9 protein-coding genes and 1 pseudogene are annotated in these 15,229 nt (G+C 59.6%); 3 read left to right on the top strand and 7 right to left on the bottom strand.

Annotated features, from left to right (window positions below):
- Nucleotides 1–125: 125 nt before the first annotated feature.
- Together AC07SU_RS12110 and AC07SU_RS12105 are read right to left on the bottom strand one after the other, a co-directional pair.
- Nucleotides 126–5,342, bottom strand: a complete 5,217-nt coding sequence (locus AC07SU_RS12110) for an Ig-like domain-containing protein (protein ID WP_494997139.1) — start codon at nt 5,340–5,342, stop codon at nt 126–128.
- A 279-nt stretch (nt 5,343–5,621) separates the two neighbouring features.
- Nucleotides 5,622–6,293 carry a LuxR C-terminal-related transcriptional regulator gene (locus AC07SU_RS12105; RefSeq protein WP_494997138.1) on the bottom strand — a complete coding sequence of 224 codons (672 nt, stop codon included), beginning with the start codon at nt 6,291–6,293 and terminating at the stop codon, nt 5,622–5,624.
- Nucleotides 6,294–6,779: 486 nt separating this feature from the next.
- Between AC07SU_RS12105 and AC07SU_RS12100 the strand changes: the two are divergent.
- Both AC07SU_RS12100 and AC07SU_RS12095 read left to right on the top strand, forming a co-directional pair.
- Nucleotides 6,780–8,228: pseudogene (locus AC07SU_RS12100) on the top strand (catalase); the annotation flags it as partial.
- Nucleotides 8,229–8,313: 85 nt separating this feature from the next.
- The gene (locus tag AC07SU_RS12095; protein ID WP_494997137.1) at nt 8,314–9,138 is read left to right on the top strand and encodes a mechanosensitive ion channel family protein; all 825 of its coding nucleotides are present in this window, start codon (nt 8,314–8,316) and stop codon (nt 9,136–9,138) included.
- A 66-nt stretch (nt 9,139–9,204) separates the two neighbouring features.
- Here the strand turns inward: AC07SU_RS12095 and AC07SU_RS12090 are convergent, their stop codons facing one another.
- From AC07SU_RS12090 to AC07SU_RS12070, 5 genes are all read right to left on the bottom strand, one after another.
- Complete coding sequence (locus AC07SU_RS12090; RefSeq protein WP_259174633.1) at nt 9,205–9,621, bottom strand: C40 family peptidase; 417 nt, start codon at nt 9,619–9,621, stop codon at nt 9,205–9,207.
- Nucleotides 9,622–9,863: 242 nt separating this feature from the next.
- Complete coding sequence (locus tag AC07SU_RS12085) at nt 9,864–11,303, bottom strand: lactate dehydrogenase (RefSeq protein ID WP_494997196.1); 1,440 nt, start codon at nt 11,301–11,303, stop codon at nt 9,864–9,866.
- Between the two features lie 267 nt (nt 11,304–11,570).
- On the bottom strand, nt 11,571–12,857 hold the full coding sequence (locus AC07SU_RS12080) for an OmpP1/FadL family transporter (RefSeq protein WP_494997136.1): 1,287 nt from the start codon (nt 12,855–12,857) through the stop codon (nt 11,571–11,573).
- A 247-nt stretch (nt 12,858–13,104) separates the two neighbouring features.
- Nucleotides 13,105–13,335 carry a hexameric tyrosine-coordinated heme protein gene (locus AC07SU_RS12075; RefSeq protein ID WP_016973255.1) on the bottom strand — a complete coding sequence of 77 codons (231 nt, stop codon included), beginning with the start codon at nt 13,333–13,335 and terminating at the stop codon, nt 13,105–13,107.
- A 35-nt stretch (nt 13,336–13,370) separates the two neighbouring features.
- The gene (locus AC07SU_RS12070; protein WP_494997135.1) at nt 13,371–14,360 is read right to left on the bottom strand and encodes a catalase family peroxidase; all 990 of its coding nucleotides are present in this window, start codon (nt 14,358–14,360) and stop codon (nt 13,371–13,373) included.
- A gap of 156 nt (nt 14,361–14,516) precedes the next feature.
- Here AC07SU_RS12070 and AC07SU_RS12065 point away from each other — a divergent pair, with 156 nt between their 5' ends.
- Nucleotides 14,517–15,137 carry a helix-turn-helix transcriptional regulator gene (locus tag AC07SU_RS12065; RefSeq protein ID WP_176994299.1) on the top strand — a complete coding sequence of 207 codons (621 nt, stop codon included), beginning with the start codon at nt 14,517–14,519 and terminating at the stop codon, nt 15,135–15,137.
- The last annotated feature ends 92 nt before the right edge of the window (nt 15,138–15,229 follow it).

Below are 15,229 nucleotides of genomic sequence, written 5' to 3'. Positions count from 1 at the left end.
CCGCGCAGGTGCCGCTGGGCACCCGGGCTAAAAAAGTAAAAGACAATTGAGAGAGGCAGTCACCTGCCTGGGTAAACCCTGGCACCCAGGCCCCGGGGGAAACCCCAGGGCCGGGTGCGGCCGGCTTACACCAGGTTGGTGGTGACGCCGTCCTGAACCAGCAGTTGTGCGTCCTGGGACGAGTGTTGGTAGACGTTGTAAACCACGCCTGCCACCGTCGCGGTGCCCGCACTGGCCCAATCACCCGGATCGGTGCCGTCTGGCAGCAGATCCGCGAGGTTGACCACATCGCCGGCATTGCCCTTGATCATCATCTGCGTGCTGTCATCCCCGGTGAACAGGCTGTTGCCACCCTGTGCCAGTACATCGCTCAGCGACAGGTTCAACACGTTGTCGCCGGTGCCGGTGATGTCGATGACCTCCATCGAAGTCACTTGGCCTTCCGCCAGGGCGGTCAGGTCGAGGACCTGGTTCGCGCCGGTGAGGGTCAGCGTGTCGATGGCGTCGGTGCCTTCGGCTTCGACGGTGAGCTCTTCGCCTTCGGCCACTTCGATGAGTTGGTCGGCGGCGGAGAGGTCGTCTTGCTGCTCTTGAAGGGCAGCGATTGCCTCAGGAACGGTGGAGTCATCGCCGAGGATGATGTTGTCAATAGAAATTAAGCTAAACCCTGTCGATGGCGGGCTATATTGGAAAACCGTAAAGCTGGAAAATGCCAGCCCGTTCGGCATGGTTATGCTCGTAAAGGAGCCCTCTTGAGTATTTTCAATTACGTGGGTATGGATAAGTACCCCATTCTCATCGTAAAACTCGATCTTTCCGACATCGGTTCCGTCTGGGACGGACGATCCCGGCCTAGCGATAACAGCAGCGTACATCTTCAAAGCAATAGACGTAGCACTCTCGCCCTTAAGATCAAACTCCATATTTTGCGCGCCGTAAGTTCCGGTAAGAGCATCGAAACCACTTTGCATACGGAGCGTGTCGCCTCCAGTAACTCCGGTGGGATTACCCTCTACGACCTCACGCTTGGCAGTAACCAAACCAAAATCTCGGACTTCATTGATCGCTAATTGGGAATTGGCACCATAATTATCGACAACTGAAAACGGGGTATTGCTTATGGAGATATCATCCAAATTGACGATTCGAGTTTCATTATACGGAGCTGGAGATATAACCACTTCGAACGACGCAAACTCTTTCCCTTCCGGCATCACATAAGTTTTATAACCCCCACTTACAAGCGACCCATTAGATACAATATTTTGCGTATCAATCAATTCCCCATTCGCATCGTAAAAATTGATCCTAGCCACGATGGTATTAGCTGGGGATGGATAACCGCCCGAGACATTACCTGATTGAACCTTCACATCAATACCAAGTAACTTAGCGGTCTCACCTTTCAAATCAACTATTGCTTTAGAATTACCATATTTGTCAGGTGTGCCCCCCCCTCCTGAGCCACTGCGCAAAGATATAATGTTTCCGATAGCTGGCGTATACGAGTCACCACTGACACGCTGACCTACAACTGTGAATAACCCAGCGTCAACTTCTTCGTTAAATCCAACTCCACCGGGCCCGAAAGTAGATGTAATCACCGGCCGATGGAAAACACTCACCAAATCAAACTCAAACAACGCACTTTCCGGCCCGGTATTCCCGGCCTTATCTGTCGCAGTGGCCGTCAAGCTATAAGCACCCAACTCCAAAGGCTCCGCAGGCTCGAAGGTCCAAACACCAGACGCGTCGGCCTGGGCCGAACCCAGCTCCACACCGTTGGCGTAGATGGTCACGATGGAACCCGCCTCGGCCGTACCGTTGATCACCGGCGAACGGTCATCGGTTTCGCCGCCATTGGCAATGGTTTCAGGCAGGGTTGGCGTACCGGTGCCGAAATCGTCAGTCAACGAAGTGATAACGGCAACGGGACCGGTGGTATCGACAATCACTGTCCAGGGTGCAGACGGCGCACTGGCGTTGCCGGCCGGGTCACGGGTGACCACGGTCAGCGAGTGGCTGCCGTCGTTGAGTGGCGTGGTGGGCGTGTAGCTCCAACGGCCATCCGTTCCCACCGTGGTAGAACCGATCAACAGGCCGTCGTCGTAGATCTCGACCGTGTCACCCGGCACCAGGCCCTCACCGTTCAGGGTCGGGGTGGTATCGTCGGTGGTCGCGCCATCGGCAATCGGGCCCTGGATGCTGCCCACGTCGTCACTGGCACCGCCAATCGCCGGAGCGGTCGGAGCGGTGGTGTCGATGATGGTTTCGAACACCGGGGTCGGGTCGCTTTCGCCGCCGGCCGGGGTGGTGGCGGTCGCGGTCAAGCTGTGCGCGCCTTCACTCAGCACGGGCGTGGTGAAACTCCACTGGCCGGTGCCGTTGGCGGTCACGGTACCCAACAAGGTGGCGCCGTCATAGATGCTGACGGTGGAACCCGGGGTGGCCTGGCCGTTCAGGGTCGGGGTGGTGTCGTCAGTGGCCTGGCCGCTGGTCAGGTTACCGGTGACGCTGCCTGCGTTGTCTTCCACGGAGGTGATGGAGATCACAACGGACGCGGTGTCCACGGTAAAGTCCATTGCCGGGCCCATCGGGCCGACGTTACCGGCTGCGTCGACAGCCTGGGCGGCCAGCGAGTGCGGGCCGTTGGCCAGCGGGGTAGCCGGGGTGAAGCTCCAGGCGCCAGTAGCGCTGGCGGTGGTGCTGCCAATGAGCACGCCGTTGTCGTAGATGTTCACGATGGAACCGGCTTCGGCCATGCCTTCGAACGTCGGGTTGGCGTCGTCGGTGGTGCTGCCAGCCGAAATCGGGCCGGTCACGGCGCCCACGTCGTCGATCAGCGCTTGGCCGGTCGGTGTGGTCGGTGCGGTGGTGTCCACGGTGATCGGGTAAGCACCGGTTGCCGGGCTCAGGTTGCCGGCGGCGTTTTGCGCCTGGGCGGTCAGGCTGTGGTTACCTTCTGCCAATGGGGTGGACGGAGTGAAGCTCCACTGGCCGCCCACCACGGTGGTGGTGCCCAGCAGGGTTTCGCCGTCGTACACGTAGATGATGTTGCCGTCTTCACCGGTACCGTTGAGGGTCGGGGTGGTGTCGTCGGTGGTCGCGCCCTGGGCCAGTGGACCCTGCACGGTGCCCGCATCGTCGATCACGCTGATGATGGCAGGTGCCGCAGGAGCGCCGCCGGCGATGACTTCCAGGTCGAAGCCCGGGGTCGGTGCGCTGACGTTGCCGGCCGCATCGGTGGTAGTCACGGTCAGGGTGTGGTTACCGTTGCTCAGTGGCAACTCAGGGGTAAAGCTCCAGCTACCGTATTCACCGGCAATAACGCTGCCGATGGCCGTGCCGTTGTCGTAGATGGTCACCAGGGAACCGGGTTCGGCGGTACCGGAGAGGTCCGGACGTGCGTCATCGGTGATGTCGCCCGAGGTCAGTTCGCCTTGCACGGCGCCCTGGTCATCGATCACCGAACCGAGGGTCGGTGCAGCCGGTGCCTGGGTATCGACGATGATGGTGATCGGGTCGGACGGCTCGCTTTCGTTGCCCGATGGGTCTTTGATCACGACCACGATTTCGTGGCTGCCTTCAGCCAGCTCATCGCCAGTACCCGGGGTGAATTCCCACTTGCCGTCTTCGCCCACGACCACGCTGCCGATTGGCGTGCCGTTGTCGATGATGGTCACGATGTCGCCAGGCACGGCGCCGCTGCCGCCAAAGGTCGGTGCGGTGTCGTCGGTGCTGTCGCCATCGGCAATGATGCCGGTGACCGGGCCGACGTCGTCGGTGATGATTTCAATGCCGCCCGCGCCAGGGGTTGGCTTGGCCGGTGGGGTGGTGTCTTCCACGATGATCACGGTGATCGGGTCGGACGGCTCGCTTTCGTTACCGGCCGGGTCTTTGATCACCACCACGATTTCGTGCGGACCTTCGTCCAGCTCGGGCTCAGGGGTGAATTCCCAGTTGCCATCGTCGCCCACGACGACGCTGCCGATGGGTTGGCCGTTGTCGATGATGACCACGGTGTCGCCCGGCGTTGCGCCGCCACCGGTGAAGGTTGGGGTTTTGTCGTCGGTGCTGTCGCCGTCGCCGATGCTGCCTTGGTCTGGGCCGACGTTGTCGAAGATGTCGTCAATGCCGCCAGTGCCCGGGCCTGGTTTTTCAGGTGCGGTGATGTCGATGACGATAGGGAATGGCAGCGAAGGGATGCTGATGTTGCCAGCGGCGTCTTCAGCGGCGATGGTGAATTCGTGGTCGCCCTCTTCCAGTTCGGTTTCCGGGGTGAATTCCCACTTGCCGTCTTTGTCGGCGATGGCGGTGCCGATTTCCACGCCGTTGTCGTAGATGTGCACGGTAGCGCCCGCTTCAGCGGTGCCTTTGAGCGTCGGGGTGGTGTCGTTGGTGCTGTCGCCGGCGGCCAGCAGGCCTTCGCTCGGCGCGGTGTCGTCGTACACGCCGTCAATCAGCGGGGCAGCCGGGGCCACGGTGTCGACGATGATGATGTGGCCAGGCGAACCTTCGCCCTTGTTGCCTTCGGCATCGACCGGAATGATCACGATGTTGTGGGAGCCGTCATCCAGGCCTGGCTCCGCAGGGGTGAATTCCCACTTGCCGTCTTCGCCCACCGGCGCGGTGCCGATGACTTTGCCGTTGTCGACGATTTCTACAGTGGTGCCGGGCTTGCCGATACCGGTGAAGGTTGGGGTTTTGTCGTCGGTGGATTCGCCTGGGCCGATCAGGCCTTGTTTGTCGCCCACGTCATCGGTGACGCCGCCCAGCGAGCCTTTGTCGCTGTTACCGCCGCCAACCGGGGTGTCTCGGTCGTTGTCGTTGTCTTTGTTGCGAACGGCGGCATACACGCCACCGAGCAGGCCCAGTGCGCCCAGGCCCAGCAATGCAGGCCAGAACCAGCCGATACCGGCGCCAGCGACCAGGCCATTGCCAAAACCGGCCAACGGTTGGGCGCCCAGCACTTGGGCAGACTCTGCGCCGTCGTACAGGAACGCGGCGGAGCCATCCTGGTCGGCGTCCGAGGAGATGAATTCGTAGTAGGAACCGTCTTCGGCGAGGCCGACCAGTTGGCCGCCGCTGCCTTCGAAGTTTTCGATGATCAGTTGAGCCTGGTCTGGGTCAGTGCCTTCCAGGGCGATGTGCAGGTTTTTGCCCACACGCTTGACGGTGAGGTTTTCGGGCGCGAAGCCTTTTTCGCCTTCGCCAATAAGGTATTGGCCACCCTGTACCGCTTTGATGCGTACAGGAAGACCGGTTTTGGCGGCACCGAGGTCCACCGTTTGGGTAATCGTCTTGCCGTCTACTACGGCGATATTCACAGAGTTAGCGTTCACGTTTTCTGCCTTTGAGTTAGTCAGGATTGCGTACACCGGTTCATCCGGCATTCCTATCAACCAAGCCACTCCGTTAAGAGGAATCCTTGGGATGTCGGAATTCTCCTCAAACGACGTAATAGGCAATATAAGAACTGTCTCAAAACCCCCAAGGCTTCATTATTTTTGTGTGCAATTGCTTGGTTAATCGCGCCTAAACAAAAACCCGCACGAGGCGGGTCTTTACGATAAAAATGACTGACTAACACCGCCCTAGGCAGGTTGTCTTTGAGACTTGTCTCAAAGCCCTTTCATGGTTTTGTATTGAGACAAACGTTTAAACAAATCCATGTCACTGGTCACGCCCAACTTGCGGTACGCCGCCAACTTTTGCGTGCTGACGGTTTTAAGGCTGCGGTTGAACATTTCGGCGATTCGCGTCACGGTCAGGCCGCTGATGCACAGCCTTAACACTTCACGCTCGCGCAACGACAGCGAAGCGTGGGACGCCAAGGCTTCTTCTGCACCGGTGGCCTCCCACCAGGTCGATACGGTGTCATTCTCCTGGGCCACGACGATGCTGGAGCAGAGGTAGCGCTGGCCGCACGCCAGCATTTCGATTGCGCGGATAAACACGCCCAGGGGCTGGCGCTTGCAGACCACGCCCTGCACACCGGCGGCCAGCAGGAGCATGGCGACCCTGGGGTCAGCCTCGGGCACCACGACCAAGACCCAAACCTGCGGGAACTGCGCCCTCAAGGCCTTGATAAAGTCCTGCGCAGCACCGTGTTCCAGTTCATTGTCCATCACCAACAGGTCCAACCGACCCTGCTCGATAGCCTGCCAGGCACTGTCTGTCGTATCGAACAGGCCCATTACTTCAATACCGGTTTGATCAGCCAGGTGGTAACGCAACCCCTGACGGACCACTTCATGTTCATCCAGCACCCCCACTCTGATTAACCCAGACATCACACACCTCGTCTTCCCAGGAATTTAACCTGCATCCTTTATCGCGCGGCCTAAACCGTTTAACGCCGAATTAAATAATGGCTTCGCTGCTATTAGCGAATACCCCGTATTAGAACTGTCGGGCACAACACCCGTTAAAAGGCCACTTCAAACCCCGGCGGCGAGCCGGAATGTTCGACCGATAGAACCACAGTAAGGGTTGAGACAAAGAAAGGCTCTAAGAACTGTCTCAATAACCGGGACGTGCACCCTCCCTGCCCAAACTCAGGTAATTGAGACATTTCTTAAATCACTGACGGGTGTGCGGCGAACACACTAAAAAAGTACTCACGCCTGCCATTCAAATGCCCACTCGGGTGATGTTGGCTTATTAATCTTATTGGGAGCCTTACCATGTTTGCCTGCACGCCTGTGCGTTTCGTTCGTCCCTTGCAGTTGTTATGTGTACTGACCCTGGGTTCTGTTTCAGTGGCCGCGCACAGCAGCTCACTCACCCGAGACAATGGCGCGGCGGTGGGCGATAACCAGAACTCGCAAACCGCCGGTCCCCACGGCCCGGTGTTACTGCAAGACGTGCACCTGATCCAGAAACTGCAGCGTTTTGATCGCGAGCGCATTCCGGAGCGTGTCGTGCATGCGCGTGGCACAGGTGCCTACGGCGTGTTTACCGCCAGCGAAAACCTGGTGGACCTCACCAAGGCCGCGCTCTTTACCTCCGGCACCGTCACACCGGTGTTCGTGCGGTTCTCCTCGGTGGTGCACGGCACCCATTCACCTGAAACCCTGCGCGACCCACGGGGTTTCGCCACCAAGTTCTACACGGCAGAAGGCAACTGGGACCTGGTCGGCAATAACTTCCCGACGTTTTTCATCCGCGATGCGATCAAGTTCCCCGACATGGTCCACGCGTTCAAGCCGGACCCCCGCACCAATTTGGGCAACGATGCACGGCGCTTCGATTTCTTCTCTCATGTACCGGAAGCCACCCGCACCCTGACCGAGCTGTACTCCAACAACGGTACGCCGGCCAGCTACCGGGAAATGGATGGCAATGGTGTGCACGCCTATAAATTCGTGAATGCCAAGGACGAGGTGAGCTACGTCAAGTTCCACTGGAAGAGCCTGCAAGGCGTGCGCAACTTCACCCCGGAAGAAGCCACCCGCGTGCAGGGCGCCGACTTCAGCCACATGACCCTCGACCTGATCAAGCACATTGAAAAGGGCGAGTTCCCGAAGTGGGACCTGTACATCCAGGTGCTCAAGCCTGAAGAACTGGCCACGTTCGATTTCGACCCGCTGGACGCCACCAAAGTCTGGCCGGAAACCCCCATGCGCAAAATCGGCCAGTTGGTGCTCAACCGCAACCCGGCCAACGTGTTCCAGGAAACCGAGCAGGTGGCCATGGCCCCTTCCAACCTGATCCCCGGCATCGAGCCTTCTGAAGACCGCTTGCTGCAAGGGCGCTTGTTTTCTTACGCCGACACGCAGATGCATCGCCTGGGCGCCAACGCCCTGCAATTGCCGATCAATGCCAGCAAGGCACCTGTGGATAACGGCAACCAGGACGGCGCGATGAACACGGCCTCGACCCTCACCGGTATCAATTACCAACCAAGCCGCTTGTTCCCACGTGAGGAATCTTCCGCTGCGCGTTACAGCATGCTCCTACTGACCGGCAGCACCCAGCAGGCCAAGATCCAGCGCGAACAGAACTTCAAGCAGGCCGGTGACTTGTACCGTTCCTTCAACAGCAAGGCGCGCAAGGACCTGATCCACAGCTTTGGCACCTCCCTGGCGCAGGCCGACACCGTGAGCAAACACCACATCCTGTCGTTCCTCTACAAGGCCGACCCGGAATACGGCACCGGCGTGACGGATGTGGCCAAAGGCGACCTGGATCAGGTGAAAAAAATGGCGGCGCTGTTAAGCGACTGAGCCTTCCCTCGACGGCCGCTTTGGCCATAACCCCACAAGGCCTGCGCTCACTGCGCGGGCCGTTTTTTTAGCAACAAGGTGCAACATGGATTTCAAATTCGATCAACTGATTCAACACAGCGAGGCCTGGTTACCCGTCATTCTGGAACACAGCCTGAACATTGCCTTGGCCGGCCTCACCCTGGTGCTGGGCTGGTGGTTCATCAGCACGGTGACGCGGCGTATTGGTGAAGTGCTGGGCAAGCGCAGCGTGGACAAAACCTTGCAAGGTTTCGTCGGCAGCCTGGTCAAGATTGCCCTGAAGATCATGCTGGTGATCAGCGTGGCCTCGATGGTCGGCGTGCAGACCACCAGTTTTGTCGCCGCCCTCGGCGCCGCGGGCCTGGCGATTGGCCTGGCGTTGCAGGGCAGCCTGGCCAACTTCGCCGGTGGCGTGCTGATCCTGCTGTTTCGCCCGTTCAAGGTGGGCGACAAAATCGAAGTCCAGGGCGTGTACGGCACCGTCGATGCGATCCTGATTTTCCACACGGTGATTCTCAGCACCGACAACAAACGGATCGTCGTGCCCAATGGCGGCTTGTCCAATGGGGTGGTGGTGAACTTCTCCAGCGAGGCCACGCGCAAAGTGGTGTTCGACGTAGGCGTGGACTACACCGCCAACCTCGACACCGTGCGGCACGTGCTGTTGAGCCTGTGCGACGACCCGCGCATTCATCGCGACCCCGAGCCGGTGGTGGTGGTGACTACGTTGGGCGACAGCGCGATCACCGTATCGCTGCGCGTATGGACCGACAATGACGACTATTGGGACGTGCTGTACCGGCTCAACGAGAAAACTCGCTGTGCCTTGGCCAAACAGGGTATCGGCATTCCCTTCCCGCAACGGGTGGTGACCCTGGTCCAGGGTTGATCCAGCCGGCACAAAAAAGCCCCGCGCTCTGTACAGAGGCGGGGCTTTTGGTTTGGCGCGCGTTCGTCAATGAAAGCGCTTGGCGGTGAGGTAACTCTTGTTCCAATAGGTGTTGCTCAACGAGTCGATGCGGATGGTCTTGCCCGTCCTGGGCGAGTGAATAAAGCGATCGTTGCCGATGTAGATCCCCACATGTTTAAGTTGCGCGGCACCGTTATGTTTAAAGAACACGGCGTCGCCGACTTTCAATTGGTTGCGCGCCACGGTCTTGGCGTTCGACGCCAGCATCGTGGTGGTGGTACGCGGCAGCTTGATACCGGCCTCGGTGCGGAACAGGTACACCAGCAGCCCGCTGCAATCGAAGCCGTCCTTGACCGTTTGGCCGCCCCAGCGATAGGGCGTGCCGATCAGCTCGTGGGCCCGCTCCACCACGCCGTTGATCCTGGGGTTCGCCTGGGCGGCGAGGCTTGAGTCGTGGCGCATAAAGCTCACGTTCATCGCGTCGGCGCGGGAAATAGGTGCGAATAAATACTCGAACAAACAAAAAACAGAACCTGCCACTAACGATAACTTGAACACGATAAACACCCTTGAATGTTTCTAAACCAGAAGAAACACAAGGGTATTTATCGGAACCCTCCCAAAATATGAGACTTGTCTCAGTAATCTTGGGAGCGCTCTTAGGCCGACAAACGGAAATTCCTACGCTTATCGGTAAGACAACGTCAGTGCATCAGCACAGCCGGATAGTCATGCAGCAACACCGAACCCTGCATGGCCACCAGGGCGTCCTTCAAGGTGGATTGCTCCAGCGCCTCTTTGGACTTTTTAACTTCCTTGGCCGCGTGCTCCAGCAACGCCAGGTAGTCGCGTTTGGACGAGCCATCTTTGGGCTCCACCGTGTCTGACACCAACTGGGCCATCTCGTACTTCTGGGTCCGGGTGTTCTGCACCGCCGACTGCGACACAGAAGCACTCGCCAGTTGGCCATCCTTATAGGAGAAGCTCGCGGTGCTGCTGGCCTTGTCCTGCACGTGCACATACAGGTAGTTCTGCGATTTGCGGGTATCATCCAACACCGGTGGCTCGCCACCGCCGAGGCTTCTGTGGAAGTTTGCCGACAGCACCGACTGCTGGTTCTGGGTCACGCTGCGGTCCGCGCTGCTGCGGCCATTGACCTCGGTCTTCTGCGACACGGTGTAGGAGAAGCTGTCGACTTCCTTAGGACGCATCGGGTTGGACGCACCGACGGCCTGCTTGATCGAGGCCTTGAAGTCCGCCAGCCCCGTCAGCAAACCTTTGTCGGTCGGGTTGTTGCTCAAGGCATTCGGTGCGCGAACCGTTTGGGGATGGTTGCTGTTCATGGCACTGAACGCGTCCTTGAACATCGCCATCAAGTCAGCGTTGGCGCTACCGCGCTCCTGCACCCGGTCGAACTGGGCGAGGTAGGTTTTCAGCGCGTTGGCTTGCTGTTTGGCGTCCCCCTGTATTGCGCTGTTTTTCAGGTCGACGGCCAGGTCGATGTCACCGGCCGGGCCACTCATGCGTGTGGTGCGGGTTTGGCTGTCGGCGTGGAACGCCAGGCTCAGGTCCTCGTCCGCCTGGTTTTTGAGCTTGGCGATGAGGTCCACCGACTTCAGCACGTGGGTGTCGAACTGGGTCAGCTTGCTCAGGTCGAGTTTCGGCGGTACAGCGGTCAACCCGTCGACCGACGCCTGGAACGCCGCCCCCAATTGGCCGACGGCCTTGAGCTCATCCGCGCTCAAATCGCCGCCCTCGACCGTGGCCTGCACGCCCAAGCCGTGTTTCTGACTGAACAGGCTGAACGTCACCGTCTTGCCGCTGGCGGTCTTGATGCTGAGGCTGACCTGGTTGTCGGCCTTGCTGTGCAGCACCGCCTGGTCGGCCTTGATCCCGCCCGCATCACCGGCACGCTCTGCCGTGGTGTTGAGCACCGATTGTGAAATCCCCGCCCCACCGCCCCCGGTGAACTGATCCATCAACGCAGCACCGAGGCCGCTGTAACGGCTGGCCGTGGAGATTGAACCGAAGCGTTGGCTGATCAACTGGGTGACGGCGTCCTGATTATCGTTTTCCCAGGCCCAGACGGTTTCGCGGCCGGGGAGCTGCCCGTTTTTGGAATAGAGATCGATAACGTCGGCCACGGGATTTCCGAGGCTGACCACGGAGGACGGCCTGACGGGCGAGACGTCGAGAGTGTTGGCCAGTGCTGCCGGCGGTGAGGTCGTGGCGGCGCGAAGAATGAGGGGATTGGTCGCGATGATCGGCGTTAGCGTAGTCATGACAGTCCGTGTCTTAAAAGCTGATTAGCCTTCAATCTAACCAAGACACGCCGCGATTGACAGCATTTAGGTCAAAATTTATGGCAAAGGGCCACGTCAAAAAACCGGCCCTTTGCCTTTATCTTCAGGTCAGAAGCGGTAAGTCACCGAACCACCAAACCCATTGGCGCTGTTTTCGTACTTGGCGTCGTAGGTCAGGGCCAACTGAGGGTTGTTGTCGCGCACTTTGATCGGCTCTTCCTTCAGGTAGGAATAGGCCACGTCGAAGGTCAGGTTATCCACAGGCGTCCAGCCGGCACCGAGGCTGAACACGGTGCGGTCACCCGTCGGAATCCGCACGGAACGGTCGGTGTTGTTGGTTGGGGTCTGGTCCACCGAGAAGCCGGTCCGCAGCACCAGTTGCTTGTTGAGCTGATACGCCAAGCCGATCGCGTGGGACCAGGTGTCGTGCCAGTGCTGTTCTTCGGTGATGGAGTTCAGGCCGGCCAACGCCGTGGTGATGTCGGACACGCCGGTGTTGTTGACGGTGATTTTCTTCAACTGGCTCCAGCGGGTGTAGGTGCTGCCCACGTAGAGGGTCAGGTCATCGGTCAATTGGTGGGTGACCGAGAAGTCCACGGAGGATGGCGTGGTGACGTCCAGCTTGGCGTCATACTTCTGCGGCCCGCCGTCCAGCAGGTCGGACAGTACACCGGAAGCGTTGGTATGGCCGCTCAGGTGATAGACCACTTGCGAATGGTAGGTGACGCCGATGCGGGTGCTGTCCAGGGCCTGCACCAGGATACCGGCGTTGAAGCCCGTGGCGGTGTCATCCCCTTTGATCTTGGCGGTTTCGGTGCCCAGGCCAAAGGCCGGGACCTTGGAATCCAACTCGCCGCTGATTTTGTTGAAGGTGGGGCCGAAACCCACCGAGACCTTGTCGTTGAACGCGTAGCTGACGGTCGGCTGCACGGTGATGACCTGAACCTTGCTCTTGTTGCCAAAGCCATTGCCCTGGAAGCTGTGTTCATAGTCGGTCACCAGGCCAAACGGTGCGTAGATCCCCAGGCCAAAGGCCCAGTGCTCGTCGATCGGCGTGACCAGGTAGCCCATCGGCACGGCAATGCCGGGGACCATGTCGCCTTTGTTGGTGCCGGGGTTGTCGGCGCCGCCCTGGGAAGAGCTGGCGTCCTTGATGTTGGATTTGGCATCGAGGTAGGTCGCGCCGATGCTCACTTCATTCTGTTTGATGCGGGACATGCCGGCCGGGTTGCCGAACACCGTGCTGGCGTCGTCGGCCGAGGAGGAGCGACCGGCGTAGCCCGTACCCATTGAACTGATGCTTTGTTCATTGAGCGCGAAACCACCGGCGAGCAGGTGTGTGGAGGCAAGCGAAACGGCGAGCGCCAAAGCGCTTCTCAGAGTTTTTTTATTCATTATTAGGACTCGAATTATTGGGCAGCGATGGGGAAACTACCAACGATCGAGGGGGGCGATTATGAAGAGTTTTTCATGCTCAGGATTGTCGGACAATCCTATTGGTTTCAAAGACTTTGAGCGATTTACGCTGTCTTTTTATGACTTTTTAACCCGATCGTGACTGACCGGTTTCGAGCCCTTTACCCTGTCGATTCCGACATTTTTCAGGGGCAGCCAATGGCTGGCATTGGCTGCCCTCTTCGCCCTACGGGTTCCAGTATTTATTGGCCGCCGCGATGGTTGCGAATTCAGTCGCCACCACCTGGCCGATGCTGATCAGCATCGCCGCGTCATTGGCGTACACATCGCGCAAGCGGCCGCGCACCGCCTCGTCGGGTTGGGTGGCCTTGATCACCAGCCGCGCCATCTTGATCGCCAGCTCGCGCCCCTCTTCCGGGGTGGCGGTGATCAGTGAATTGTTCGGTATCAGACTCATCAGGGCGTTCCTCTTATTATCGGTAGGGCGACGACTTACTGCCGACGGCCGAATGAAACAGGATAGGCGGCGGAACGCGCATTGATCATCGGATCCTGCGGTTCAATGCCGGCCGGCACGTTGTTGGGCAGGAACATCAGGCTTTTCTGCGCGGCGACGTTGTCGGCCACGGCCTGGGTGATTTCAAGCGTGCCCAGCTCCACCAACGGGCGGCTGGCGGGCCAGGCGATGGACGGATCGTCCAGCTTGTCGCCCTCGGCAGCTTCCTGCACCACCAGCTTGAAACGCACGGCGCCCTTGGCGATGCGCTGCTGGATCTCGTCGCTCAAATAATCCGGTGTGGCCTTGGCGGTTTGCGCCTCGCTAAGGAAGTGACTGCCGCTGACCGGCAGGAACTGGTAGCGACCGAAGGTGACCTTGCCCGCCGCGTTGATGAAGCGGAACGTGTTCACGCCGTAGTACGGCAGCGTGGCGAAGCTTTGCGGCGCCGGCTTGGGGGCGGTGAGGAAGGCCTTGGCCACCGGGTGCGTGCCGAGGTAGCCGTCCAGCGGTGTGGGCTTGGCGACATCCGGGCCGCTGGTGCCGAGGGCAATCAGCAGGTCGCGGAAATCATCGGCGGTGGGCGACGGAAAGCCGTTGAACGAGTGCGCGACGATATCGGTGCTGCCACCGCCCGGCAGGCTGAAACGCACCGCCAAGCCGCGTGGGCTGGCCAGGGCGTGGTTATCCGGAATGTCCGGGATACCGGCGAAGTTGGAGAACCGCACGGTCACCGGCACTGCGGTGGCCTGGAGGTGCGGCGCCTTGCTGATGGCCGCGGCGGAAGGGCTTGGGGTGAAACGGCCTTCCAACACGATCCCTTTGGCATGCACCGCGCGGGCACCCGCGTGTTTACCGAAGACGCCGTTCAGGGCGTCCACCAGTTGGGTGGGCGTGGACGGTGGCGGTGGGTCTTGCGCCAGGGCGCTGCCTATCAAGGTGAAGGCGAACGGGAGCGCGATCAACAAGCGTTGGGCGTTTTTCATGGGACGGACCTGCGGGTGGGTGGGTGATTTCGGCGAATTCTAAACACCTAACGACAATAATGACAATATGTTTTGTCATTATTGTTTTTCCTCTTCGATCCACCCCTTAAGGCGTTATACTCGGCCTCCCTCAAACCCCAGCGAACCGAGCCACTCGTGAGTACCAAAAGTGACATCCTGCACCTCCTTCAGCGCGAACCACTTACGGTGGTGCAACTGTGCGAATCCCTGGCGGTCACGCGCAATGCGGTGATCGTGCAGCTCAAGCAACTGGAGGCCGAAGGGCTGGTGCGGCGCAGCAAGGTTCGTCCGCGCAACACGGTGGGCAAGCCACCGGTGGTGTTTGAAGCGGCGCCGGGCAGTGAGGACGTGACGTCCACGGCCTACCAAGTGTTGCTGACCCAATTGCTCGCCACGCTCAAGGATCGTTACGACGTCGACGAACTCGGCGATGTGTTGGAACAGACCGGTCGACAGCTGGCGCAACGTGCTGGCCTGGCCAACCCCGTCACATTCGACAGTGGCCTGCGCGCCGCCATGGCCGCCGCCGATGCGTTGGGCGCCAGCACCGAGGCCGTGCCGCAGGAAGGCGGCGTGATGGTGCGCAACTTCACCTGCCCGGTGGGCAGCGTGGTGCGCGAAGAACAGTGCGTGTGCCGGGCGATGGCGGCGTTTTTCTCCGAAGCCACGGGGATGCCGGCAAGCGAGCAGTGCCTGCGTGAAGATCGGCTGATTTGCCAGTATTTCATCGAACAGCAGCAGGCAACGGCTGAATAAGGCGCTCGGCACCGTCAATCGCAAACATTTCTAAATGTTTCTTCATAAAGCCAAACCGTCATCAAAAAGACACATATCGGGAATTAAATCGT

The organism is Pseudomonas sp. GW821-FHT05H12, assembly GCF_059419385.1.
Note: the sequence above shows the minus strand (reverse complement) of the source record. Positions and strands in the feature narration are given on the sequence as shown.